Origin of the sequence: Mucilaginibacter sp. MD40 (genome assembly GCF_002288635.1) — a bacterium.
In the GTDB taxonomy this organism is placed as follows: Bacteria; Bacteroidota; Bacteroidia; order Sphingobacteriales; family Sphingobacteriaceae; genus Mucilaginibacter.
Map to the genome: position 1 here is coordinate 2,126,070 of NZ_NRSW01000001.1, position 23,701 is coordinate 2,149,770.

Annotated in this window: 23 protein-coding genes; 16 read left to right on the forward strand and 7 right to left on the reverse strand. The window is 44.4% G+C overall.

The window, feature by feature from the left end; all coding sequences use genetic code 11:
• Nucleotides 1-41: 41 nt before the first annotated feature.
• Nucleotides 42-1,037 carry a tryptophan--tRNA ligase gene (gene trpS, locus CKK33_RS09620; RefSeq protein ID WP_095703900.1) on the reverse strand — a complete coding sequence of 332 codons (996 nt, stop codon included), beginning with the start codon at nucleotides 1,035-1,037 and terminating at the stop codon, nucleotides 42-44.
• A 147-nt stretch (nucleotides 1,038-1,184) separates the two neighbouring features.
• On the opposite strand from trpS, the gene CKK33_RS09625 reads away from it, so the two are divergent.
• The 5 genes from CKK33_RS09625 (at nucleotide 1,185) to CKK33_RS09645 (ending at nucleotide 5,677) form a co-directional block, all read left to right on the forward strand.
• A complete protein-coding gene (locus CKK33_RS09625; RefSeq protein ID WP_198952452.1) occupies nucleotides 1,185-1,916 on the forward strand; it encodes a 1-acyl-sn-glycerol-3-phosphate acyltransferase in 732 nt (243 codons plus the stop codon).
• Nucleotides 1,913-2,203 (forward strand): Asp-tRNA(Asn)/Glu-tRNA(Gln) amidotransferase subunit GatC, encoded by a 291-nt coding sequence (gene gatC / locus CKK33_RS09630; RefSeq protein ID WP_095703901.1) that lies wholly within the window; start codon nucleotides 1,913-1,915, stop codon nucleotides 2,201-2,203. The genes CKK33_RS09625 and gatC overlap by 4 nt, the downstream gene beginning before the upstream one ends.
• A 159-nt stretch (nucleotides 2,204-2,362) precedes the next feature.
• Nucleotides 2,363-3,130, forward strand: coding sequence for an ABC transporter ATP-binding protein (locus CKK33_RS09635; RefSeq protein ID WP_095703902.1), 768 nt, complete (start codon nucleotides 2,363-2,365; stop codon nucleotides 3,128-3,130).
• Entirely contained in the window at nucleotides 3,131-3,943 is an 813-nt protein-coding gene (locus CKK33_RS09640; protein ID WP_095703903.1) for an AraC family transcriptional regulator, read from the forward strand.
• A gap of 87 nt (nucleotides 3,944-4,030) precedes the next feature.
• Nucleotides 4,031-5,677, forward strand: a complete 1,647-nt coding sequence (locus CKK33_RS09645; protein ID WP_095703904.1) for a serine hydrolase — start codon at nucleotides 4,031-4,033, stop codon at nucleotides 5,675-5,677.
• Nucleotides 5,678-5,679: 2 nt separating this feature from the next.
• On the opposite strand, the gene CKK33_RS09650 is transcribed toward CKK33_RS09645, so the two are convergent.
• Genes CKK33_RS09650 through CKK33_RS09660 form a run of 3 tightly spaced genes read right to left on the reverse strand, consistent with a single transcriptional unit; the run spans nucleotide 5,680 to nucleotide 7,832 of the window.
• Nucleotides 5,680-6,309: a hypothetical protein gene (locus CKK33_RS09650; protein WP_095703905.1), complete on the reverse strand. Its 630-nt coding sequence runs from the start codon at nucleotides 6,307-6,309 to the stop codon at nucleotides 5,680-5,682.
• A gap of 46 nt (nucleotides 6,310-6,355) precedes the next feature.
• Nucleotides 6,356-6,811, reverse strand: coding sequence for a hypothetical protein (locus CKK33_RS09655; protein ID WP_095703906.1), 456 nt, complete (start codon nucleotides 6,809-6,811; stop codon nucleotides 6,356-6,358).
• Between the two features lies 1 nt (nucleotide 6,812).
• Complete coding sequence (locus CKK33_RS09660; RefSeq protein WP_095703907.1) at nucleotides 6,813-7,832, reverse strand: chitinase; 1,020 nt, start codon at nucleotides 7,830-7,832, stop codon at nucleotides 6,813-6,815.
• Between the two features lie 104 nt (nucleotides 7,833-7,936).
• Between CKK33_RS09660 and CKK33_RS09665 the strand changes: the two genes are divergently transcribed.
• The 4 genes from CKK33_RS09665 to CKK33_RS19415 all read left to right on the forward strand — a co-directional run bounded on the left by CKK33_RS09665 (nucleotide 7,937) and on the right by CKK33_RS19415 (nucleotide 9,311).
• Nucleotides 7,937-8,485: a cob(I)yrinic acid a,c-diamide adenosyltransferase gene (locus tag CKK33_RS09665; RefSeq protein WP_095703908.1), complete on the forward strand. Its 549-nt coding sequence runs from the start codon at nucleotides 7,937-7,939 to the stop codon at nucleotides 8,483-8,485.
• 92 nt (nucleotides 8,486-8,577) lie between these two features.
• Nucleotides 8,578-8,799 carry a DUF2795 domain-containing protein gene (locus tag CKK33_RS09670; protein ID WP_002996718.1) on the forward strand — a complete coding sequence of 74 codons (222 nt, stop codon included), beginning with the start codon at nucleotides 8,578-8,580 and terminating at the stop codon, nucleotides 8,797-8,799.
• A 121-nt stretch (nucleotides 8,800-8,920) separates the two neighbouring features.
• Complete coding sequence (locus CKK33_RS09675) at nucleotides 8,921-9,067, forward strand: lmo0937 family membrane protein (protein ID WP_143822939.1); 147 nt, start codon at nucleotides 8,921-8,923, stop codon at nucleotides 9,065-9,067.
• 97 nt (nucleotides 9,068-9,164) lie between these two features.
• Entirely contained in the window at nucleotides 9,165-9,311 is a 147-nt protein-coding gene (locus tag CKK33_RS19415) for a lmo0937 family membrane protein (RefSeq protein ID WP_121249096.1), read from the forward strand.
• A gap of 31 nt (nucleotides 9,312-9,342) precedes the next feature.
• Here the strand turns inward: CKK33_RS19415 and CKK33_RS09680 are convergent, their stop codons facing one another.
• Complete coding sequence (locus CKK33_RS09680) at nucleotides 9,343-10,053, reverse strand: 2-C-methyl-D-erythritol 4-phosphate cytidylyltransferase (RefSeq protein ID WP_095703910.1); 711 nt, start codon at nucleotides 10,051-10,053, stop codon at nucleotides 9,343-9,345.
• Between the two features lie 205 nt (nucleotides 10,054-10,258).
• Nucleotides 10,259-11,308, reverse strand: coding sequence for a tRNA preQ1(34) S-adenosylmethionine ribosyltransferase-isomerase QueA (gene queA, locus CKK33_RS09685; protein ID WP_095703911.1), 1,050 nt, complete (start codon nucleotides 11,306-11,308; stop codon nucleotides 10,259-10,261).
• Nucleotides 11,309-11,488: 180 nt separating this feature from the next.
• On the opposite strand from queA, the gene CKK33_RS09690 reads away from it, so the two are divergent.
• Complete coding sequence (locus CKK33_RS09690) at nucleotides 11,489-12,736, forward strand: ABC transporter permease (protein ID WP_095703912.1); 1,248 nt, start codon at nucleotides 11,489-11,491, stop codon at nucleotides 12,734-12,736.
• On the opposite strand, the gene CKK33_RS09695 is transcribed toward CKK33_RS09690, so the two are convergent.
• A complete protein-coding gene (locus CKK33_RS09695) occupies nucleotides 12,733-16,044 on the reverse strand; it encodes a PAS domain S-box protein (protein WP_095703913.1) in 3,312 nt (1,103 codons plus the stop codon). The genes CKK33_RS09690 and CKK33_RS09695 overlap by 4 nt on opposite strands.
• Before the next feature lie 144 nt (nucleotides 16,045-16,188).
• Here CKK33_RS09695 and CKK33_RS09700 point away from each other — a divergent pair, with 144 nt between their 5' ends.
• The 6 genes from CKK33_RS09700 (at nucleotide 16,189) to clpP (ending at nucleotide 23,694) form a co-directional block, all read left to right on the forward strand.
• Nucleotides 16,189-17,475, forward strand: a complete 1,287-nt coding sequence (locus CKK33_RS09700) for a citrate synthase (RefSeq protein ID WP_095703914.1) — start codon at nucleotides 16,189-16,191, stop codon at nucleotides 17,473-17,475.
• A gap of 59 nt (nucleotides 17,476-17,534) precedes the next feature.
• Complete coding sequence (locus tag CKK33_RS09705) at nucleotides 17,535-19,427, forward strand: ATP-dependent DNA helicase RecQ (RefSeq protein ID WP_095703915.1); 1,893 nt, start codon at nucleotides 17,535-17,537, stop codon at nucleotides 19,425-19,427.
• Nucleotides 19,428-19,625: 198 nt separating this feature from the next.
• Nucleotides 19,626-20,228 carry a GIN domain-containing protein gene (locus CKK33_RS09710; RefSeq protein ID WP_095703916.1) on the forward strand — a complete coding sequence of 201 codons (603 nt, stop codon included), beginning with the start codon at nucleotides 19,626-19,628 and terminating at the stop codon, nucleotides 20,226-20,228.
• A gap of 131 nt (nucleotides 20,229-20,359) precedes the next feature.
• Nucleotides 20,360-21,085, forward strand: coding sequence for a head GIN domain-containing protein (locus tag CKK33_RS09715; RefSeq protein ID WP_095703917.1), 726 nt, complete (start codon nucleotides 20,360-20,362; stop codon nucleotides 21,083-21,085).
• 228 nt (nucleotides 21,086-21,313) lie between these two features.
• The gene (gene tig, locus CKK33_RS09720) at nucleotides 21,314-22,666 is read left to right on the forward strand and encodes a trigger factor (protein WP_095703918.1); all 1,353 of its coding nucleotides are present in this window, start codon (nucleotides 21,314-21,316) and stop codon (nucleotides 22,664-22,666) included.
• Between the two features lie 323 nt (nucleotides 22,667-22,989).
• Nucleotides 22,990-23,694 (forward strand): ATP-dependent Clp endopeptidase proteolytic subunit ClpP, encoded by a 705-nt coding sequence (gene clpP, locus CKK33_RS09725; protein ID WP_095703919.1) that lies wholly within the window; start codon nucleotides 22,990-22,992, stop codon nucleotides 23,692-23,694.
• The last annotated feature ends 7 nt before the right edge of the window (nucleotides 23,695-23,701 follow it).

Consider the following 23,701-nt stretch of genomic DNA (forward strand, 5'->3'; position numbering starts at 1 on the left):
AATATACACTATGAACAATGAACCATCAACTATAAGCTGATTTAAAACTTCCTGAAACCGATGAGCTCCCTCACCTCCCTGATGGTTTTAGAGGCGCTTTCGCGGGCTTTGGCGGCACCGTAGCGGGCAACCTGCCTTAACAGCGGCGCGTCATTGGCAATATCGTTTATCTTTTCGCGAATGGGCGCTGTAGCAATGATCATATCTTCGGCCAGTTGCTTTTTAAGGTCGCCGTAACGGATGGCGCAGGTATTGTACAGGTTGTCGAAATGCGCCAGGGTATCCGGTGTGGATACCACTTTCATCAGGTCGAATAGGTTTTGTATCTCCTGGGGTTTTGTTTGGTTCTCTTCGGTAGGGCCGCTATCCGTTTTAGCGCGCATCACTTTTTTGCGGATCGCTTCGGGAGTGTCGCTTAAGAATATGGCATTACCTTCGCCTTCGCTTTTGCCCATTTTGCCGGCACCATCAAGCCCGGGGATCTTTACCAGGCTCTCACCGAATGTGAACGCGTAAGGTTCAGGGAAATAATCGTGGTTATACAAACGGTTAAAGCGATTGCCAAAAGTACGGGCCATTTCCAGGTGCTGTTCCTGGTCTTTACCAACAGGCACCTTGGTAGCTTTGTGGATGATGATATCCGCCGCCATCAATACCGGGTAGGTAAGCAGGCCCGCGTTAACGTTATCAGGGTTAGCACGTACTTTATCTTTAAAGGAGGTAGCACGTTCCAATTCGCCCATGTAGGCGTTCATGTTCAGGTACAGGTAAAGCTCGGTTACCTCCGGCACGTCGCTTTGTACATATATGGTGGCTTTTTCGGGATCAATACCTGCTGCCAGGTATTCTACCAAAACCTGCTTAACATTTGAGTGCAGGTTGGCCGGTGTAGGGTGCGTGGTAAGCGAGTGCAGGTCGGCTATAAAAAAGTAGCAATTGTACTCGTTTTGCATTTTTACGAAGTTTTGTACCGCTCCGTAATAATTTCCTAAGTGTAAATTCCCGGTAGAACGTATACCGCTAACAACAGTTTCCATATGGGGGCGAAAGTAAGGATTTTTTAGCAAAAGCCTCACCCCAAACCCCTGTCTGTGGAAGAGGGGCTTCTTAAGAAAATAACCTTCTTATTTCATGATACATTGTAGTAGGCTTACAAGTGGCTATTTTTTATATTTTTGGAGCGGATGAAAATGATATTGAAGAAAGCCCACCTATACCTATACCAGGGCAGCGTGGCGTTTTTTTACTTCGTGCTGTGGCCGTTTCTCTACTATCATTCGCGCAAACCGGAACGTTATGCCGGCATGAACGTCTTCAGGCGCATATGGGGGCGGCTAAGCTCCGGCGCAGTGGGTATACGTTACCAGTATCATTATGAAAAGCCTATCGACTGGAGCCGGCCTTATATCATAGCCCCTAACCACACCTCTAACCTGGATATTACGGCGATGAGCCTCCTGGTGAAAAATAATTTTTGCTTTATGGGTAAACAGGAACTGGTTGACGGGCTGGTGACCTCCCTGTTCTTCCGTACGGTGGATATCCCTGTGAACCGAGAAAGCAAAATAGCTTCTTTTAAAGCGTTTAAGCAGGCTATGGAGCGCCTGCAGCAGGGAATGAGCGTAGTGATTTTTCCCGAAGCTACTATACCCGAAAGTTATCCGCCGCAACTGCACCCTTTTAAAAATGGCCCTTTCCGTATGGCCATTGAGCTGAAGATACCCATCATCCCGGTAACTTCGGTTAACACCTGGCAGGTTTTATGGGACGATGGCAAAAAATACGGCAGTAAGCCCGGCGTATGTGATATATTTGTACATGAGCCTGTTGAAACCGCTCATTTAACGATAGATGATGCTGATGACCTGCGCGACCGCATATTTGGGATCATCAGTAATAAACTGAACAGCATATGAATATTGACGAACAAACGGTTGATAAGATAGCGCACCTGGCGCGCCTTGAACTGGCTGCCGATGAAAAGCAGGAAATGATCAAGGATATGAATAAGATACTGGGTTTTATGGATAAGTTGAACGAGGTAGATACCGCCGGTGTTGAACCACTTGTTTACATGACCGCCGAAGTAAATAACCTGCGCGATGATGTGATCAAACAGGATATTACCACCGAAGAAGCGCTTAAAAATGCCCCCATGCATGATGACAGCCATTTCCTGGTAGCGAAAGTGATAAGTAAATAGAGCCAAGAATCAAGATACAAGAATCAAGATACAAGAATCAAGAGCTAAAATTACGAAGAGGAAATTATGAGCGTTTGTCTTGATTATTGGCTCTTGTATCTTGATTCTAAAAAAACTGTAACATTTACTACCGCCTTATAGTCAAAGCAAGAAAAACGGATGAAGCAGACACTTAACCAGGGCAAACCGCTTATTACCATAAAAGATATTGGCCGTAAATATGTGATCGGTTCGGAGGTTATCCATGCCATTAAATCTGTTTCGCTTACGATTGAGAAGGGTGAGTTCGTAGCGTTGATGGGGCCTTCCGGTTCTGGAAAATCAACGCTGATGAATATCCTGGGCTGCCTGGATACACCAACCAAAGGCCAGTACATCCTCAACGGTATTGATGTAAGCCACATGAGTGATAACGACCTGGCCGAAGTGCGTAACTCGGAGATAGGCTTCGTGTTCCAGACGTTTAACTTATTACCCCGTAACAGCGCGTTAGATAACGTGGCTTTGCCGCTGGTATATGCCGGTATCAGCAAAGAAAAACGTAACGAGCGGGCCAAACAAGCTTTAGAGAATGTGGGGTTGGGGCATCGCATAGATCACCGCCCTAATGAACTATCTGGTGGGCAGCGCCAGCGTGTAGCGGTAGCCCGCGCGCTAATTAATAACCCATCCATTATCCTTGCGGATGAGCCTACCGGTAACCTGGATACCAAAACCTCTATCGAGATCATGGGGCTGCTTGAGGATATCCACTCTAAAGGGAACACCATTATATTGGTAACCCACGAGGAGGACATTGCCCTGCATGCCCACCGAATAGTACGTATGCGTGATGGTTTGGTAGAGAATGATTATATGAACGACAACATTCAAACGGTAAGTAAACGCGAGCCGGAAGCGGAGAGCGATATAAACTTAACCAAATAAGTGAGAACGCTTAAAACAGGTGAATTTTACGGGCAAACCAACCAAACCCTGCACCTGGATTTTGCTACCATTACCGATACCGAATATACCCACGAACGGGTAGACTGGCATTACCACGAAAACGCGTACTTTACGTTTATTTTGCAGGGCAATGTAATTGAGGGGAATAAAAAGGAGGTGTACACCTGTACGCCCGGCACCCTGCTGTTCCATAACTGGCAGGATCCGCATTATAACATTAAGCCTAAAGGCTATACCAGGGGTTTTCATATAGAAATGAATAACAATTGGATTACCCGAACTGATATTAATATACAAAACCTCCGGGGTAGCTTTGCTATCAAAAATCCGCAGTTTAAACTGCATTTTTACCAAATATTTAAAGAGTGTAAGATAAGTGACGACTCCTCGGCACTCGCTACTGAATCTTTGTTGTTGCAGTTGTTGTGGGGCATTGGCACCAATACTGAAGCCGCCGAACGGCAGCAACCCAAGTGGGTAGGGCAGGTGAAAGAAGCTATTGCTGATGACCTGTCGCAGAAATTCACCTTACAACATTTAGCAGCTGTCGCTAATATTCACCCTGGTCACCTGTCGCGAGATTTTTCAAAGTATTTTAACACTAACGTTGGCAACTATATTCGTGCTGTCAGGGTAGAAAAAGCACTATCGTTAATGCACAGCGGCAAACTCAGCCTTACCGAAATTGCCATGCAGTGCGGCTTTGCCGATCAGAGCCATTTTCTGCGCTGTTTTAAGCAGTTTAATTCCGGCAATCCAAAACTCTACAAGGCAATGCTGGCAGGTGGTTGATACGCAACCCAAAAGCTTGCAAACGTTAATTCTGTTCTATTTTAGTAAAACCCAGCCCGGCATATTTGTGGAAATAAAAATTGATAGATGAAACTACTCAAACCACTGCTTATATTAATAACTATCATTGCTTGTAACCGTTCATTCGCGCAGGATATAGTTAAAGCCGACCCGATTACCTCCCCGCTGCATAAAGCCAATATAGGCCGCATCGTGTTTATGAAAGATACGATACCTATGGCGAATACCACGACAGCAGATTTTTTAACAGCGGTAACTTTAACGCCCGATGCTAACCTGACTATGCGTGCGTTTTTGCCTAATTCGCTTACTAATCTGCAACACAAGCTTGCTCCACAGCAAACGGTTGAACAATTAAATCAGGGAAACTACCAGTTCACCTACTATGTTGATGGTAAACAGCTATACCAGGAAAATTTGCATAAGGGAGCGGGCTATTCATATCTTAAGAACAGCCGTACCGTACTTACCATTAAGTTGCTGAGTAACCTCCACGAGGATATGTGGTCAAGGCATATGTTTAGCCGGTTTATGATGCAAGGGGGCGAGGATGCCTTAACTACAGGCAGCCATACGCTAAAAATTGAGCTTCGGCCGTATGTGGCATTGCCGGAGGTTAAAGTTGGCGACCTGATAGCGCAAGGCGAAATAAAAGTGATAGTACCGGTTGTAGATGTACATGATAAAGCTATCCAGCCCATTAAACCCAATAGCGGCTGGCCGGTATCTGCCGAAAGCTATAATAGATCATTGATCACCGAACTTAACGGGAAAATATTACAGAACAAGTTCAAGAACATTAATGGTATAGTGGTGGTCAAAGGCGGTAAGCTGCTGATTGAGGAATATTTTAATGGCGAGGGCCGTGATACGCTGCATGACCCGCGATCGGTAGGGAAAACCTTCGCATCGGCAGTGATGGGCATCGCTATCAACGTGGGCTATATTAAATCTGAAAACCAAACGCTAAAGGACTTTTATGACCTCAAGGCTTATCAAAACTATTCACCGCAAAAGGATAGTGTCACTTTAAAAAGCTTGCTTACCATGAGTTCTGTTTTTGACGCGAATGATAATGACGATAATTCGCCGGGTAATGAGAACAATATGTATCCTTTAGACAACTGGGTGAAATTCGCCCTCGATCTAAGGGCTGACGCTGCCAAGAAGCCTTATACGCAATGGAATTATTTTACGGCAGGGGCAGTGGTATTAGGCGATGTGCTTAATAAAAACGTCCCCGGAGGCCTGGACCGTTATGCTGATGAAAAACTATTTAAACCACTCGGTATTGTTAATTATAAATGGCAATATACGCCCCAGCATGTTCCCAGTACCGCAGGTGGTATCAGGTTGCGGGCCATTGATTTCGCTAAATTCGGGCAGCTTTATAAAAATAATGGAAAATGGCAGGGCAAACAGATACTCCCTGAAGCTTGGGTACAAAAAACATTTACGAGGTACATGGCCTTACCGGCCGATATGGTAGGGCCGGGTTATTATGGTTACTTGTTCTGGAACAAAACCTACGAAGTTAACGGAAAGTATTACGAAACCTGGTATTGTACCGGCAATGGTGGCAATAAGATATTTGTGTTTAAGAACCTGCCGCTGGTAGTTGTTATTACCGCAAGTGCTTACAATGAAAGTTATGCCCATGCGCAGGTTGATAAAATGATGCAGCAGTATATTTTACCGGCGGTAGCACAGTGAGGTTAGCACTTTAGTTCTGCCAGCCGGGCCACAAAATCGGCAAGGTAAAGGGTGTTTTCGGGTGTAACTGGCTTGTGGTTACCTATGATAAGCGTGTGTTCGTAGATCTCGATAACAAAATCAGACTTTTTGATGGACATTATCGCTGCGCGAAACTCAGGCGTCATGGCGGCTTCGGTTTTATGGCGATCGTCAGTTAGTACATAAAAGCGATTGCTAAAGGCCTTATCTTCTTTTAAATCAAGCTCTATCGGGAACACCATCTCTCTAATCTTATCCATAATGGTTTCGGTACGGATCACCACGCGACCAAAATCTTTTTTGAGATAGGCCAGCGCCCAGGGCTGAAAAGTATCACGGTGTTGTATTTTGTTTTTCTGGTTAATGGCCGAAGTTTCGGTATCAGTATCAAGCAGCAAAACATAGCTGTCGCCGCAAGGATTTTTAATAGCGAAGGTGTTGCGGATGTTTACCGCATGGTGATGGTTAAGCGTTTCGAATTGCTCCAGTTTAAAATCAATATCACCCGGTACCTCTATCCTGAAACGGTTTCTGAGCCTTTGGCAGGTAGTATCGTAGGGGTGTTTGCCAATATAGGGAAGGCCGGTGGCATCAACTGATAAGGAGTTCATGCTACTAAGATACACAACTGTTTATTTAATACAACCCAATGTTTAACTATTGGGTAAGGCCGAATTGTTTAAAATGATGGGTGAAATGCTTGTTGTGCCACAGCACCCATTCATGGTAATCCATCATGCCGAAGCCGCCGTGTAATACCATTATGCCCGGGTTAGCCCGGTAGTAGGCATGAAAAGTTTCTAATTCGGCAAGTAACTGTTGCCTCGCGGTTTCCAGACCGGTATAAGTTAATTTATCAGGTAATTGTCCAAGTACCAAATTCCGCGGAATCAGTTCATCGGTATAAACCCAGCGTTGCTTGCGTTCGGCATAATCTGCAGGCAGGCCGGTGTCAACAGGCACTTTAACACCGTTGGTATATTGCACCTGTTCTATAAGGTGCTCAATCATTTGCTGCGCTGCCATGTTGCCCCACAATGGTAGTGTATCGGCATTAAGGTAGATAAGCTTTTCCTTTATGTGGTCACTGTCAGTAATATCAACCGCCTCCATGTTAGTATTTGTACGGCTCCATTTTACCGCAGCTGCAGGCACAGTTAGGATCTGTTACGCCCAGTTTTTTCAGGAAGAACTGGTAAAAACCAATGCGGTCCTTCATGCTGTAATTGTTTTCGCCCTTGTTGCATTCCAGTTCGCCGTTCACGATCAGAATGGTCATGCCGAAGCCCGGGGTGCGGCCTTTTGCTTTATCCGTAGCGCTGGGCTGCCATTTGCCGGTCATCACATCATGCGCGGATGGCTTGCGGGTTTCGGGCGTCATCCAAAAGTATATGGCGGTTTTAAAGGCCACTACGGGGTCGGTTTCAACCAGGCCGGGGTTGTTCAGCAAAATCTTTTTATCCCCGAATATGCAGTCTGACGCATAACCATAATTGCCGTTATAGCTCAACTGTATAGGGCCGCGGCCATAATATTTTTGCCCTGCAACCGGCGGATATTCGTCGTTATCGCTAATGTAGTTAAGGGATGTATTGGCTTCATGTATGAGCATCAATCCATCCGTATACGTTTCATTTTGTCCGTGTCGGGTTTCATGCGCTATCTGGGCGAAAAACGCGGCTAACTCCCGTTTGTTGGTGGTTGCATCTCCGGCGGTACAAAAAGCGCCATAGTCAACCATGTAAGTGCTATCGGGTTTTTGTTTGGCCCAGGCCTCGTTCCAGTCGGCATCCTGCCGTACAGTGGTAGCCTTACCGGTGCTTTTATCCGTACGGATAAACTGGTAAACCGATACCGCGCGGCGGGTAACCTGTACCTTTATCTTTGCCAGTTCATCGGCGGCTTTAATAAAAGCCGCGTAGGTATAAAATTTGTCGCGCTGCGGAAACAGTTCATTAAACTCTTTTTCTGACAATAACTTGCTGAATGATGGGGCAGGGGTAGCTTCGGTTTTAGTGGCAGCGGTGCTATCCGTTGTTTTTTTAGCGTTACTGTTACCGCAGCTAAAACCAAGCAGGGAGGTGGCCAGTAATGTTATAGTGGTAAACTTAACCGTTGATGCAAATACCTTCATGATAGCGGGGCGTATTTTAATTTGTACAAAACACAAAGTAGGTGTTTAAGTTTAAACTTTGTAAATATGCAAATTAAAACGCCACAGCAATTATTTAATTGTTTATGAAGATATATACCAAAACCGGCGATAAGGGCTACACCTCGTTAATAGGAGGTACGCGTGTGCCTAAATACCATTTACGCATAGAAGCTTACGGAACTGTGGATGAACTGAACTCTTACGTTGGACTTATCCGCGACCAGGATATCAGTTTGCATGATAAAGATGTATTAAAAGAGATACAGGATCGCCTGTTTACGGTTGGCTCTTCACTCGCTGCCGACCCTGAGCGTTCCAAAATGGTGATCCCCGACCTGCATACGGCCGATGTTGAACTGCTGGAAAAAGAAATAGACCGCATGAACGAAAGCCTGCCCTCTTTAAAGCATTTTATATTGCCCGGCGGCGGCACCACCGCATCTTTTTGCCATGTGGCACGCTGTGTTTGCCGCCGTGCGGAGCGTTTATGCGTGCATTTGTCTGAAGAAAGTAAAGTTGAGGAAAAAGTGGTCATCTACCTCAACAGATTAAGCGATTACCTGTTTACCTTAGCACGCATAGTTGTATTTGAAAGAAACATGCCTGAAAATCAGTGGATTCCGCGAGTTTAAAATTTTTGAAAAAAATATTGATTATCATTTTAAAAATATTATACTTTTGCGAAAAAGGAAGAAATAGAATATTTACCATTTAAGATAAAAACATGTATTGGACACTTGAATTAGCATCGCACCTGGAAGATGCTCCCTGGCCTGCCACAAAAGACGAACTAATTGATTACGCCATACGCTCAGGCGCACCTGTAGAGGTGATTGAGAACCTGCAGGCACTTGAAGATGATGGCGAGCCGTATGAGAACATTGAAGAAATATGGCCTGATTACCCTACAAAAGACGACTTCTTCTTTAACGAGGACGAGTACTAAACTGATACTTGAACATTAAGCCGCTTGATACAAGCGGCTTTTTTTATGCCTCCGTATTTTTGGAATGATTTTAGAGATGGTGGTTTTAATTAACATCTACTTAAACAAAAACATCAAAACAATGAGAGGCTTATTATACATCATTGCGGTAATCCTGATAATAGGATGGGCATTTGGTTTTTTCTACGCTGACGCTGGCGGTATCATCCACATTTTATTAGTGATAGCTATTATAGCATTATTGCTGGGCATTATCAGAAGGGCCTGATAGGTTTTCAACTGTTAAAGCTAATGGTTGTAAAACCTTTTTTAAAGCAGTTGGTTAAATAGTAAACAACACTTAAGCATTATTTAATAACATCACTATGAGAAGTTTATTGTACATTATCGCTGTCATCCTGGTAATCGGATGGATCTTCGGGTTTTTTGTTAACCACGCAGGTGGTTTAATTCACATCCTGTTGGTAATCGCTATCATCGCGTTATTGCTGGGGGTGATCAGAAGAGCCTGAGCATAACGCAGGTAAAATATCGGCCACCGGTTTAACCGGTGGCTTTTTTATGTAATAAGGTTTCGGCTATCAATATATCATCAGGAAAAGTGATCTTGATGTTACTGTAGCTGCCTTCTATAAGCGTAACAGCAGTGCCGTTTTTTTCTAAAACAGAAGCATCGTCTGTAAACAGCTCATTGTAGGGTTGCCTGTAGGCCGCTTTTAACACATCGCCACGGAAAGTTTGCGGGGTTTGTACCAGGTATATCCTTTCGCGGTCTAAACAAGCGGAGGTGTTGCCATTGAGCTGCCTCACCGAATCGCGGCTTTTAACCGCTGTAACCGCTGTTCCGTTTTGCGCGGCACAACGGAAGCTCTCTTTAATGATCTCCGCGGAAGTAAGCGGCCGCACAGCATCATGCACGGCTATAACAGCATCGCCCTCATTAATAACATCAAGCGCGTTCTTTACCGAGTGGAAGCGGGTTTCCCCGCCTGCTATAACCGTATGGGGTATAGTGAAGCTATGCTGCTGGCAAAGCTCAGCCCAAAGCTCATGGTAATGGCTGTTTAGCGCCAAAATGATCTTAGGCGCGGCCCCGCTCTCAAAAAACGCCCTGATGGTATGCATTAAAATCGGCTCGCCACAAAGCTCAATAAACTGCTTAGGCAAGGCCGACTGCATGCGGCTACCCGTACCACCGGCAACGATGATGGCGTAGTGGTGAGTAGTGAATGGCGAGTGGTGAGTGGTTGACATATTTAAATATTGCCGTCATCCCGAATTTATTTCGGGATACCATCAGAAAGGTTTATAAACCTTGTATGTGGGTTGCCGAAATAAATTCGGCATGACGTTGTTGGGGTAAAGGTATAAAACAAAAAAGAGATATGAGTAAACCCATATCTCCTTATATATTTTCAGAACAGTGATAAACCCTCACTATTCTCTACTCACCACTCACTTAGATAATCAACATCGCGTCGCCGTAGCTGTAGAAACGGTATTTTTCTTTTACCGCTACCTCATAAGCATTCATCACATGCTCGTAACCGCCAAACGCGCAAATCATCATCAACAGGGTTGACTCCGGCGTGTGGAAGTTGGTGATCATAGAGTTTGCAATGCTAAAATCATACGGCGGGAAAATGAACTTGCTCGTCCAGTCGTTAGCTGCCTTTAGCGTTTTATTGGCCGATACGGCAGATTCAATGGTACGCATAGAGGTAGTACCTACCGCGCAAACACGCTTTTTACGCTCAATGGCACGGTTAACAATATCGGCTTGTTTTTGCTCGATAATGAATTGCTCCGAATCCATTTTATGCTTGGTCAAATCTTCTACTTCCACCTGGCGAAAGGTACCTAAACCTACGTGCAGGGTAACCTCGGCAAATTCAACACCTTTCAGTTCAAGGCGTTTCATGAGCTCGCGGCTAAAGTGCAGGCCCGCGGTAGGGGCGGCAACAGCGCCTTCGTTTTTAGCGAAGATGGTTTGGTAGCGCTCTTTATCTTCGGCGGTAGCCTTGCGTTTAATATATTTAGGAAGCGGTGTTTCGCCCAGTATCTCCACATTACGGCGGAACTCCTCATCGGTGCCGTCAAACAGGAAGCGAATGGTACGGCCGCGTGAAGTAGTGTTGTCTACTACCTCTGCTATCAGCAGGTCGTCATCGCCAAAATAAAGCTTATTACCAACGCGTATCTTACGTGCAGGGTCAACCAGTACATCCCAAAGGCGCAGTTCTTTGTTTAGTTCGCGCAGCAGAAATACCTCAATAGTGGCACCGGTTTTTTCTTTATTACCATACATACGCGCCGGGAATACTTTGGTATTGTTCAGGATCATTACATCCTGGTCATCAAAATAATCCAAAACATCTTTAAAGATCTTATGCTCAATCTTGCCCGAATCGCGGTGTAAAACCATTAAACGCGATTCATCGCGCTTGTCTGAGGGGTTATGGGCAATCAGTGATTCAGGTAAATTGAATTTGAACTGAGATAATTTCATGCTGATATATATGAATTTTTAGGGCGCAAATGTAAGAAAAAAATTATAAATTATGCCCCCATTTTTTATGATTAAGGGTTACAGGCGGTTAATTAAAAAATGCTGTAACTTAAGAGCATAAACATCGTCTAAACCATACTGTTTTATAAAAGGTAAAATCCGTTAACCGATAGTTGCACTATGATCATACTTAAACTCATCCGCGAAAGTTTCCTGTTTGCCTATGATGCTTTGAGGCAAAACAAGCTGCGTACCATGCTTTCGCTGCTGGGGGTTACTATTGGTATTTTTACCATTATAGCAGTATCATCAGCAGTAGATACGCTGCGCAACAACCTGCAAAAAAGCGTAAACAAGCTGGGCAGTAACAGTATATACATACAAAAATGGCCCTGGGTAGGTGAGGAGAATTTCCCCTGGTGGAAGTATATGCAGCGCCCGGTACCCAAACTGCGTGATTTTGACCAGATAACCCGCCGCAGCCAAACCGCCAAAGCTATTTCTTACGAGATAAGTATTGACAATCGCACGGTAAAATACGGCAGTAACACGGTTGACGGCGCGCAGATTGACGCGGTATCGCATGACCATGATAAGACCTGGAACTTTGACCTGCAGGATGGCCGCTATTTCACCGAGATCGAATCGCGCACGGGTGCGCCGGTAACAGTTATCGGTGCCGATATTGCCTCAAACCTGTTTCCTGACGGAAACGCTTTGGGTAAACAAATTAAAATAATGGGCCGTAAGATCACCATTATAGGGGTGTTTACCAAGGAAGGTAAGGATATGCTGGGTATTACCAGTGACAATGAAATATTATTGCCTTTAAATTTCGCTAAAAACGTTATCGATATTGAAAGCGATAAATATGGCCCGCAGATAGTGGTGCGCGGTAAAGATAACCTCACCGATGTGGAAGTGGAAAGCGAAGTAAGGGGTATCATGCGCTCTGTGCACAGCATACGCCCGGGTGCCGAGGATGATTTTTCGCTCAACAAATCAACCATTTTAACTAACCAACTGGATAAGGTATTTGGTGTGCTGAATAAGGTAGGCTTCGTTATAGGTATATTTTCGGTACTGGTGGGCGGCTTCGGTATTGCCAACATCATGTTCGTTTCTGTTAAGGAACGTACCAACATCATTGGTATACAAAAATCATTAGGCGCCAAAAATTATTTCATTATGCTGCAGTTCCTGATAGAGGCGGTGGCATTATGTATTCTTGGCGGGTTAATAGGTTTATTTTTTGTTTATCTCATCACCTTTGCGGTAAAAGCCATATTTGATGTGCAGGTGGTGCTTGATGTCGCCAATATTATCTATGGCATAGGCATATCGGTAGTTATAGGTATGTTCTCAGGTATTTTACCTGCCTGGTTTGCCGCCAAACTTGACCCGGTAGAGGCTATACGGACTAACTAACCCGCGTATTGCTGTTGCCCGCTTTGCTCATCCTGTATACCGCTTGTTTGTGGTGATGGTTGATTATTGCAGTATTTGGAAACCTTTTCAAATAAGGCTTCCGGAGCAAATGGCTTGGTAAGGTAATCGCACATGCCGGCATCAAAGGCTTTTTTATGTGTTTCGGGCATGGCGTCAGCCGTAAAAGCTATTACAGGAATGTGCGGGTAACTGGCCTTAATTATGGCGGTAGCTTCAAAGCCATCCATCACGGGCATCTGCAAGTCCATAATAATCAGGTCAAATTGTTCACCCGTTGTAAGTAAATCAATAGCCAACTGCCCGTTAATGGCCTGTGATACTTTCGCGTCCCATTTCTTCAGGAATTTTGCGGCTATCATCAGGTTCATTTTGTTGTCGTCCACAACCAATATATGCCTGCCTTGCAGACTTACCGGCAGGGCGGGGCTGTCTTTCTTATCTTCAAATGTTGCTATTGCTGGTTCCACCTGTGTTTTTCCGAAGCGTATGGCGAAGGTAAACGCAGTACCTTTGCCCAATTCACTGTTTACCTCAATATTGCTCTGGTGCAACTCAATAAGGCGTTTGGTGATGGCCAGGCCAAGGCCGGTGCCACCATATTCATGCGTAATGGTTTGCGGCCCCTGTATAAAGGGGTCAAAAACAACGGCCAGGTTTTCGGCAGACATGCCTATGCCCGTATCGGCTATGGTAAACTTAATTAAAACATCGTCCGCCGTTTCTTCCTGTTGCTGCACGGCTATGGTAACCTTGCCCTTATGTGTAAACTTAACGGCGTTGCTTACCAGGTTAATCAATATCTGGCTAAGGCGCGTTTGGTCTCCATTAAGCATTAGCGGGATTTGCTGGTCATCAATTAATGCTATATCCAGGTTTTTTTGAACGGCCTTTGCATAAAACGACTGGCGGATATTTTGTATCAACTGGTGGATATTGAACGGCAGATGGCTTAACACCAGTTTGCCCGCCTCAATTTTGTTATAATCGAGTATGTCATTGATTATAGCGAGCAGGTTTTCGCTGCTGAATTTGAGGATATTCAGGTACTCCATCTGCTCGGGCTTAGGGTCTTCTTCCAGTAGCAGATTGGTGGTACCTATCACCGCGTTCATAGGGGTGCGTATCTCATGACTCATGATAGAGAGGAACTCGGACTTAAAGTGCGATGATCTTTCGGCCTGTTCTTTGGCCATAATCAGTTCCTGCCTTACTTTTTGCTGTACGGTTATGTCCTCGCCAATGCTGGTGGTTTCCTTAATATGGCCGTTTTCGTCATAACTCACCGTATTTTGCCAGCTAATGATGCGCTGTTCGCCATCACGACAAATTATGGGGTTTACATAATGCGCTTTTATACTGTCGTTACTAAACCAACCGGTAATAATATCACTATGCTCACGTGGTACAAAGTGCTCCATCCAGTCCATGCCCATTATTTCGGTTTGGGTATAACCTAATAGATTGGCCAGGTATTTATTGCAAAAAATAACCTTTCCCTGTGCGTTTAGCGACACGGCGGCGAGTTTAATGGTTTCCAATACCAGGCGGTATTTGTTTTCGGTACGGCGATGCGCTATTTCGGCCTGTTTACGCTGGGTGATATCCTGCAGGGTACCTATAATTTTGCGTACGCTGCCATCCTCGCGGTACATGAGTTTGCCGGTAATTACACTTATGTATTTTATATGGCCTTTAGGGGTTATAATGCGGTATTCGTAGGAGTTGCCACTACTATCGCCACCTTTAAATAGGTTGCGGGCTATGTATACATCGTTTGGGTGGGTGTACTGTAAAAGTATCTTACCAAATCTGGATGATGATACACCCATTTCGCTGATCTCAAAAATAGAATTGATCTCATCGCTCCAGCTGAGTATCTTGTTGCGGCTGTCCCATTTCCAGTTACCTATTTTGGCTATGGTTTGTGCCTCTAATAGTTCGGCCTGGCTTATTTTAAGCGCTTTCTCATTCAGTTTTGATTCCGTTATGTCCTGTATAATGCCAACTACACGTTTCAGCTGGCCGTTACTGAGCACCTGTAGTTCGCCCCTTAATATTTTCAGGTATTTAAGGTTGCCTTTAGGCGTATTAAACTTATGGTCGATGCTGCTGGCGGCAGAAGTGTTAATATTATTAAGATAATCGCGTACAGCCTCGAAGTCGTCCGGGTGTACCATTTGCATGTAATAATCAAACTTACTTAGGCCGGCAGGTATATCATCTATCTCCAGGATATTATAAAGGCTCTCCGACCAGAAGTTTTCACTGGTTTCGGCATCGTACCACCAGTTACCTATTTTGGCAATGCGCTGGGCCTGCATTAAAAGGTCCTTATTTTCTATTAGTGCGTCATCAAACTTTTTTTGTTCGGTAATTTCTGTTACCGAAACGGATATGCGTTTGGTGTAATTGCCGTCAATATCAATCACCGGCGAAGCTTTTGCCAGAAACCATCCCGGTTCACCATATATCGAGGCAAATTCAACACTGTAAGGCTTTTTGTGTTGTATCACATAATCATACACCTTTGTGAACGGGCGTGCGCGTTCTTCTCCAATAGCTTCTAAGAGGGTCTTGTTCAGGAAATGTTCTTTTTTGAGGTAGGGTGGTGTTTGCGGGCCAAACCATACATTTATACATATACGGTTTTCATCAAACTCAAAAATAGTGTCATTGATAGAGCTGATGAGCGAGTGTAGCTGTTGCTGGGTTTCCTCTAACTGCTGAGCACTGTTTTGGAGCGATTGGTTAAGTACAACCGTACTGTTAACCGCGTTGTTAAACCGTGCCTGATACGCCCTCGTCACCAGATATGCTACGTAAGTTATGGCGATAAATGTACTTGTTGTAAAAAGCAGCGTGTTTAACTGTACGAGATGGTTAAAAAAGTACGCGCAAAAAAGAGCTATGGTATTCACAACAGCAAGCCAGAGAAATTCAACCCGTTTTTTACAGAATAAAGTAAGCGCCGTGAATATGACTAAAGAGTTTAAGAGATAGGTATGCGCAAAATTATTATTACCAAGCAACAGGTAATTATTAATAACCAGGTTGCTGATAATAGTAAAGTAAATGGCCACCCTGAATGGATTTTTTTTACCATATGATAGCAGTAAAGCAGGCAGGCAAACGGCCATATTAATTACTCGCAACCAAACCGGGTCATAATTGTTATAGTAGCACAGGTGGTGTAATAATGGGCAGGCCAGTAATATGCCCAGCAGCACAAACCGGTTGATGGTAATGTCACCATCAAACAAAAACGGTGTTTTATTTTTAAACGGCATGCAGCTGGATAAAATTTAAATTATAGCCAAATAAATTAGGGACGACAATATAATTACTTAATAACAATTTTACAGATCGTAAATACATCTGGCAGCTTTTAATACGCAGATTTAATTACATTTGTTGCAAATACTAAATATCCTATGTCTGAGAATGCACAACTAAAAATTGGCGATAAAACTTACGAACTCCCTGTAATTGAAGGCACTGAAGGCGAAAAAGCCATAGATATCTCTAAACTGCGCGACCAGAGCGGATATGTTACGCTTGATATAGGTTACAAAAATACCGGCGCTACAAAAAGCGCTATCACTTTTTTAGATGGCGAAGCAGGAATATTAAAATACCGTGGATATGCTATAGAAGAGCTTGCCGAAAAAAGCACGTTTATTGAAGTAGCCTACCTGTTAATTTACGGCAACCTGCCTACCGAAGAACAGCTAAAAGCGTTTGAGTACGAGATAAGCCACCATACCCTTGTGCATGAGGATATGAAAAAGTTTTTTGATGGCTTCCCTTCAGGTTCGCACCCAATGGGGCAGTTGTCATCATTAATTGGCGCTTTGGCGGCTTTTAACCCGGCATCGCTTAAGCAGGGCCTTACCGCCGAAGAGGTGAACCTGGAGATCATTAAGCTGATCGCTAAAATGAGTACCCTGGTATCATGGATATATAAAAAATCATTAGGCCACCCGGTGATTTACCCTCGTAATAAATACGATTACGTCACCAATTTTATGCACATGACCTTTGGGCAGCGCACCGAGGAAATAGAAATTGACCCTGTAGTGGTGAATGCCATGAACAAACTGCTGATATTGCATGCCGATCACGAGCAGAACTGCTCTACCTCAACCGTGCGTATTGTAGGTTCATCAGATGCTAACTTGTACGCGTCTATTTCGGCAGGTATTTCAGCGCTTTGGGGGCCGCTGCATGGTGGCGCCAACCAGGCTGTGGTAGAAATGCTGCAAAAAATTAAAGCAGATGGCGGCGATGTAGATAAATGGGTAGCCAAGGCTAAAGACAAGAACGATCCGTTCCGTTTAATGGGCTTTGGGCACCGGGTGTATAAGAATTTTGACCCCCGCGCCAAGATCATTAAAAAGGCGTGCGATGATATCCTGGAAAAATTAGGCGTGCAGGACGAAACTCTGGACATTGCCAAAAAACTGGAAGAAGTAGCCCTGAGCGACCCTTACTTTGTTGAACGTAAACTGTACCCTAACGTTGACTTTTACTCGGGTATTATTTATACTGCATTAGGCTTCCCTACAGAAATGTTTACCGTATTATTTGCCCTTGGCCGTTTACCGGGATGGATTGCGCAGTGGAAAGAAATGAAAACCAACAAGGAGCCTATTGGCAGGCCGCGCCAGGTATATGTTGGCGAAACCAACAGAGATTACACAGACATAAAGAGCAGATAAATAGCCTGCAAGAATATATTTTTTAGAAGCCCGCTTGCCGGGCTTTTTTCGTAAAAGCAATGACACCACGCGAAATACTGAAGCAATATTGGGGGCACCATCAGTTCCGGCCTATGCAGGAGGAGATTGTTACATCCGTATTGCAGGGCCGCGATACCTTGGCGCTGTTGCCAACAGGTGGGGGTAAATCGGTTTGTTTCCAGGTGCCTGCTTTAGCCAAAGAGGGGATATGCATTGTGGTATCGCCGCTCATCGCCCTGATGAAAGACCAGGTAGAAAACCTTAAAGCACGCGGCATAGCTGCAATGGCCATTGTATCGGGCATGGGCAGGCGCGAGGTAGATATCGCGCTTGATAATTGTATTTACGGCCCGGTAAAGTTTTTATATCTGTCGCCCGAGCGTTTATTGTCTGACCTGGTGCGCGAGCGCATCAAATACATGAATGTAAACCTGTTCGCTGTTGATGAGGCGCATTGTATTTCACAGTGGGGTTATGATTTCCGGCCGCCATACCTGCATATTGCCCGCCTGCGCGAACTGCACCCCGGCGTGCCGGTATTGGCCTTAACGGCGAGTGCTACAGCCGATGTGCAGGCCGATATACAGGAAAAATTAGCGTTCAGGAAGGGGGTGGTCTTCCGTAAAAGCTTTGAGCGTAAAAACCTGAGCTATGTGGTACAGGAAACGGAGGATAAACTGCGTAAACTGCTTGATGTAGCCAACGGCATTACCGGTAGCGGCATAGTTTACGTACGTACCCGCAAGGAAACCTTCGAGATAGCCCAGCACTATCGCAGGCACCACATCAGCGCCGATTATTACCATGCGGGCCTGCCGGCTGATGAACGCGCCGAAAAGCAGGATGCCTGGAAAAGCAACACTACCCGCATAATTGTGGCAACCAATGCCTTCGGTATGGGGATTGACAAGCCCGATGTGCGCTTTGTGATCCACAAGGATATGCCGGATAGTTTGGAAGCTTATTACCAGGAGGCAGGCAGGGCAGGGCGCGATGAGGATAAAGCCTATGCGGTGCTGCTCTATCATCCATCAGATCGCGCGCTGTATCAAAAGAAAATGCAGCAAAGTTTTCCGTCGGTTGAGGAGATCAAGAAGATCTATCATAGCCTGGGTAATTACTGCCAGCTGGCTTATCAGGCAGGCGAGGGGATAAGCTTTGACCTGGACATCGCCGGGTTTTGCAGCCGCTTTGAGCTCGACGCCATTAAAACCCTTAACGCGTTAAAGTTTCTGGAGCAGGACGAGTATGTGTCATTCACGGAGAGTGTTTTCCTTCCCTCGCGTTTCAGGTTTGAGGTATTGAACGAGGAATTATATAACTTCCAGATACAAAACCCCGGCTGGGATCCTTTTATAAAAACCCTTTTGCGCTCGTACGGGGGCTCATTTGAGAACTATGTGCGCATAAAAGAGTTTGACATTGCCAGGCGTGCAGGCATGAGTGTGCAGCAGGTTGTTACCGGCCTGCAGCAGTTGCAAGCCTTTGGTATTTTGAGCTACCTGCCACAAACCGACCAGCCACAGGTTACCTGGTTAAAGCCAAGGCAGCCCAATAATCATTTATATATTAACAAGGTGGCCATTGAGCAGCGTAAGGCAACCTACCGTAAAAAGCTGGATGCCGTTTTTGCGTATACGGGTACGCCTGTTTGCCGCAGCAGGCAGCTATTAACTTATTTTGATGAGCCTGAAGCCCCAAAATGCGGTATATGCGATGTTTGCCTGGAAGAACGCCGGCAGCAAAATAGCGGCGAAATAACCGATCATATTACCAGCGAGATCGTACAGGCGCTCAGCAATGGCCCGCATACCATCGCCGAACTTATACCAGCGCTTAAATATGGTACCGAAAGAGAAAAGATACGTACCCTGCGCCTTTTGCTGGATGCCGCCAAAATAAAAACCAACGGCGAAATTTACTATCTGTAGTCCTCATCTTCCTCTGTCGGTATTGAAACCGGCTTCCGTTTTCACCGACCCTAACGCCCTCTTTACCGACTAAAACCGGCACTGTGTCTAATACACACTTATTGGCTGTAACGTATACTGCCTGGAGGCGTCATATATGTGTAATTGGTTCAATAAAAAACATAACATATATTATTCACAATCAAAATATTAAGCGTCATGAAAGCAAGAATTTTAACCATAGCAGCCATTATGTTTATGGCCATGGTAACTACCAAAAATACCTTTGCAAAAGCAACAACTGGCCACAACAACGAAGCCACCATTTTAACCAACGTAAGCAAGATCAATAAAATTGAGGTGCGCGGTAATGTTGAAGTATACGTATCAGACGGCGATACTGATAACGTAAAGGTTTACAATAAATATTATGCCGAAAGCGCCCTGGTGCAAAGCCGTAACGGTGTGCTGCGCATATCCTCATACGCCGGTGAAAAACTGGTGGTTTGGGTTACCGTAAATGATCTTCGTTCTATAGAGGCTTATGACAATGCCAGTGTAAGATCATTCGGTAAACTTTCAAAAGTAGAGCTGGATGTTAACTTGCATAACGGCGCTACTGCCGACTTGAAACTGGAAGCCTACAAAGCCAACATTACCGTGAACGATGCAGCGAAAGCCCTGCTTGCCGGTAACGTGAACGATTGTAACCTGCGTTACGCTCAAACTGCCAGCGTTAACCATGAACAACTCGTAGCTGTTAATGTAATAAAAGCCCCCATTATAGCACTCAGCAAAAGCAACGCGCTATCAAGCTTATAATAATATCAACAAACCTTATCAGTCATTAAAAGCCATCGTTATATATATAAAATGATGGCTTTTTTAATTTAAAATGTAACTTCATGCTGTATTAGATCGTCAAAACGTACTTAAACTAAATCCTTGTAATCATGAAAAGATCATACTTTAAAATATCCCTGCTGGTTTTACTCGCTTCGGCAACTGTTATCACTTCATCCTGCCGTAGGTTCGGGTGTAAAAAAGGTTCGGGTAATATGAAAACCGAAACACGCCAAACAGGCGACTTTTCCAGACTGGAGATAAAAGGCGCTTACAACGTGCTCCTGAAACAGGATAGCTCCAAAACCCTAACCATTACCGCTGATGACAACCTGCTGCAGTACATTGAAACCAGTACCAGTGGCAATACCCTTAAAATTAATAGCCGCCGCAGCCTGTGCACCGGCAAAGCCATTACCGTAACGGTAGGTGTGCGCAATATTGATGATATAAAAGCATCGGGCGCGGTAGAGGTGAAGTCTGACGGGCGGTTAAATGTAAAGGACATCGGTTTCGAACTTAAGGGTGCTACAAAAGTTGAATTGGATATGAGCGCGACCAACGTTCGCGCCGATGGTAAAGGCAGTACCGAACTGGTATTACGCGGACAAGCCGCCACGGCCGATGTGCACCTTACCGGCTCGGGTAAGCTTAACGCGCTCGATTTTGTAGTTGGCCGTTACAACCTAAGTACCACGGGCGCCAGCGAATGCAATGTTAACGTGTTAAACGAACTGAATATTAAAAGTACAGGCGCCTCTGACGTTAAATACCGGGGCAACCCCACTATTAGCACGGATAAAAAAGGATCGGTTTCTGTTAACAAGGTACAGTAAGCATATTTCACTTTTTAGATAAGCAACAGCCGGAGCCCAGATAAAAAAGGCTCCGGCTGTTGTATTTTCCTGCATTCTGCATAGCAGGGCCGCCTGTATAAATATTCAATTTAGTGTGCTGTAAAACACCACTATTTCTCAAAATAAATTCATACTTTTGCGCCTCTATTTTTTACGTAGCTTACAAAATAACGGCTATGTAGCATAACATTAACAAAACGGTAAAAGATGAATATATCACAGGAGAAAAAAGACAGCCTGAATGCAGTTGTAAAGATCAGTCTTAGCCCGGCCGATTACCAGCCGAAGGTTGATAAAGCCATTAAAGAACAAGCTAAAAAAGCGCAGCTTCCGGGCTTCCGCAAAGGCATGGTTCCTGCGGCTCACATTAAAAAAATGTACGGTAAAAATATCTTGGTTGACGAAATCAACACTTTACTGTCAGACAGCCTGAACAAATTTATCGAGGAAGAAAAACTTGAAGTATTAGGCCAGCCGCTTCCAAAAATGGATGAGGATACCAAAGAGTATAACTGGGATTTTAACGACGAATTTGAATTTGCATACGAGTTAGGCCTTGCTCCAGAATTTTCTGTTGATTTTTCATCTCAGGATAAATTAACACAATATGTGATTAAAGTTGATGCAGAAACACTGGCATCACGCGAGAAAAATATCCGTCGTGCCTATGGCAAAATGACAAATCCTGACGTATCGGCAGACGATGACGTGCTTTATTCAGAATTAGTACAACTTTCTCCGGATGGTGCTGTTTTTGAAGGAGGCATTAGCAACACTACATCGGTACGTTTAGACCAGATCAAAAATGAAGAAGTTAAAAAATCATTGATCGGTTTAAAGAAAGGCGATGAAGTGACGATAGATCTTCAGAAAGCTTTTGATAACGATGCGGCTAAGGTTGCAGGTCTATTAAAAATAGAAGAAGATGAAGCCGCTGAGCTAAAGTCGAGCTTTAAATTAACGGTAAAAAATGTAAACCGTTTAGATGAGGCCGACCTGAACCAGGAGTTCTTTGATAAATTATTTGGTGAAGGTGTGGTAACCACAGAAGAAGGCTTCCGTGAGAAGATCACTGAAGAACTGGAAACCATGATGCAGCAGGATAGCGAGCGCAAACTGCAAAACGATATCTACAACTTTACTTTAGATAAAGTACAGTTTGAACTGCCTGACGAGTTCCTGAAACGCTGGTTAAAAGCCACCAACGAAAAACTGTCTGACGAGGAATTGGAAGGTGGTTATAACGATTTCGCGAAAAACCTTAAATGGACGCTTATCGCTAACAAGGTCATCGTTGATAACAAAATTGAGATCAAATACGATGAGGTTTTCGCTTACGCTAAACAAAGCCTAAACAACCAGTTCAGGATGTACAGCCAGCAATCACTTTCTGAAGAGCAGTTAGCGCAATACACCGTTCAGTACCTGCAGGACAAGGAAAACGCTAACAAGATATTTGAAGAAGTGAAAGCCGTTAAGGTTTTTGATTATATCAAAAGCGTAATTACACTTGATAAAAAAGAAATACTGTTTACCGAGTTTAACAAACTGGAAGACTAATATTTCCGCTTATATAACTTTCACCAAAAGCATTTGCCCACCAGCAAATGCTTTTGTGTTTTAGGCCTCACCCAAATCAACATTTGTCATGCTGAACGAAGTGAAGCATCTATTGCCGGAGAGTATGGCGCTGATCAGATTCTTCGCTACCGCTCAGAATGACAGATATGATAGCGTTAACTTCAAGTCCTCTCCTTTGGAGAGGATTAGGTAAGGCTTTAAATTTTACTTTATAAAAACTTAATTGTAATAAATCTATTCAACTAAAAACTATATTTATCCCGCTTACCTTAATTATAAAAACGACTTAACAAACAAATACCATGAGTAGTAATATCGATAAAAATGAATTCCGTAAATATGCTGTTAAGCACCACCGCATTAGCAGCACTTATGTAGATAAATTTATTGGTGGCGTTGACCGCGCGAAACTGCCTACCGGAATGACGCCTTACATTATCGAAGAGCGCCCCATGAATATAGCCCAGATGGACGTGTTCTCGCGTTTGATGATGGACCGTATTATTTTCCTGGGCGATCCGATCTATGACCAAAACGCCAATATTATCCAGGCGCAGCTGCTGTTCCTGCAATCAGCAGACAGTAAGCGCGACATCCAGATATACATTAACTCTCCGGGTGGTTCGGTATATGCCGGTTTAGGTATTTATGATACCATGCAGTTCATCTCTAATGATGTAGCTACCATTTGTACCGGTATGGCCGCTTCAATGGGCGCTGTATTATTGGTAGCAGGCGCCAAAGGCAAGCGTGCCGCGCTGCCGCACTCAAGGGTAATGATCCACCAGCCATCAGGCGGCGCGCAAGGCCAGCAGTCTGATATTGAGATCACTTATCACGAGATCACCAAACTGAAAAAAGAACTTTACCAGATTATTGCTGACCATAGCGGCAGCGATTACCAAAAAGTTTGGGACGCTTCAGACCGCGATTACTGGATGATTGCCGAAGAAGCAAAAGAATTTGGTATGGTTGACGAAGTGTTAAAAGCCAACACAAATAAATAATTTATAA

What these genes read in the sequence shown, in the direction of transcription:
- trpS (WP_095703900.1), bottom strand. Translation starts at nt 1,037, where the DNA reads ATGGAAACTGTTGTTAGCGGTATACGTTCTACCGGGAATTTACACTTA.
- CKK33_RS09625 (WP_198952452.1), top strand. Translation starts at nt 1,185, where the DNA reads ATGAAAATGATATTGAAGAAAGCCCACCTATACCTATACCAGGGCAGC.
- gatC (WP_095703901.1), top strand. Translation starts at nt 1,913, where the DNA reads ATGAATATTGACGAACAAACGGTTGATAAGATAGCGCACCTGGCGCGC.
- CKK33_RS09635 (WP_095703902.1), top strand. Translation starts at nt 2,363, where the DNA reads ATGAAGCAGACACTTAACCAGGGCAAACCGCTTATTACCATAAAAGAT.
- CKK33_RS09645 (WP_095703904.1), top strand. Translation starts at nt 4,031, where the DNA reads ATGAAACTACTCAAACCACTGCTTATATTAATAACTATCATTGCTTGT.
- CKK33_RS09650 (WP_095703905.1), bottom strand. Translation starts at nt 6,309, where the DNA reads ATGAACTCCTTATCAGTTGATGCCACCGGCCTTCCCTATATTGGCAAA.
- CKK33_RS09655 (WP_095703906.1), bottom strand. Translation starts at nt 6,811, where the DNA reads ATGGAGGCGGTTGATATTACTGACAGTGACCACATAAAGGAAAAGCTT.
- CKK33_RS09660 (WP_095703907.1), bottom strand. Translation starts at nt 7,832, where the DNA reads ATGAAGGTATTTGCATCAACGGTTAAGTTTACCACTATAACATTACTG.
- CKK33_RS09665 (WP_095703908.1), top strand. Translation starts at nt 7,937, where the DNA reads ATGAAGATATATACCAAAACCGGCGATAAGGGCTACACCTCGTTAATA.
- CKK33_RS09670 (WP_002996718.1), top strand. Translation starts at nt 8,578, where the DNA reads ATGTATTGGACACTTGAATTAGCATCGCACCTGGAAGATGCTCCCTGG.
- CKK33_RS09675 (WP_143822939.1), top strand. Translation starts at nt 8,921, where the DNA reads ATGAGAGGCTTATTATACATCATTGCGGTAATCCTGATAATAGGATGG.
- CKK33_RS19415 (WP_121249096.1), top strand. Translation starts at nt 9,165, where the DNA reads ATGAGAAGTTTATTGTACATTATCGCTGTCATCCTGGTAATCGGATGG.
- CKK33_RS09680 (WP_095703910.1), bottom strand. Translation starts at nt 10,053, where the DNA reads ATGTCAACCACTCACCACTCGCCATTCACTACTCACCACTACGCCATC.
- queA (WP_095703911.1), bottom strand. Translation starts at nt 11,308, where the DNA reads ATGAAATTATCTCAGTTCAAATTCAATTTACCTGAATCACTGATTGCC.
- CKK33_RS09690 (WP_095703912.1), top strand. Translation starts at nt 11,489, where the DNA reads ATGATCATACTTAAACTCATCCGCGAAAGTTTCCTGTTTGCCTATGAT.
- CKK33_RS09695 (WP_095703913.1), bottom strand. Translation starts at nt 16,044, where the DNA reads ATGCCGTTTAAAAATAAAACACCGTTTTTGTTTGATGGTGACATTACC.
- CKK33_RS09700 (WP_095703914.1), top strand. Translation starts at nt 16,189, where the DNA reads ATGTCTGAGAATGCACAACTAAAAATTGGCGATAAAACTTACGAACTC.
- CKK33_RS09705 (WP_095703915.1), top strand. Translation starts at nt 17,535, where the DNA reads ATGACACCACGCGAAATACTGAAGCAATATTGGGGGCACCATCAGTTC.
- CKK33_RS09710 (WP_095703916.1), top strand. Translation starts at nt 19,626, where the DNA reads ATGAAAGCAAGAATTTTAACCATAGCAGCCATTATGTTTATGGCCATG.
- CKK33_RS09715 (WP_095703917.1), top strand. Translation starts at nt 20,360, where the DNA reads ATGAAAAGATCATACTTTAAAATATCCCTGCTGGTTTTACTCGCTTCG.
- tig (WP_095703918.1), top strand. Translation starts at nt 21,314, where the DNA reads ATGAATATATCACAGGAGAAAAAAGACAGCCTGAATGCAGTTGTAAAG.
- clpP (WP_095703919.1), top strand. Translation starts at nt 22,990, where the DNA reads ATGAGTAGTAATATCGATAAAAATGAATTCCGTAAATATGCTGTTAAG.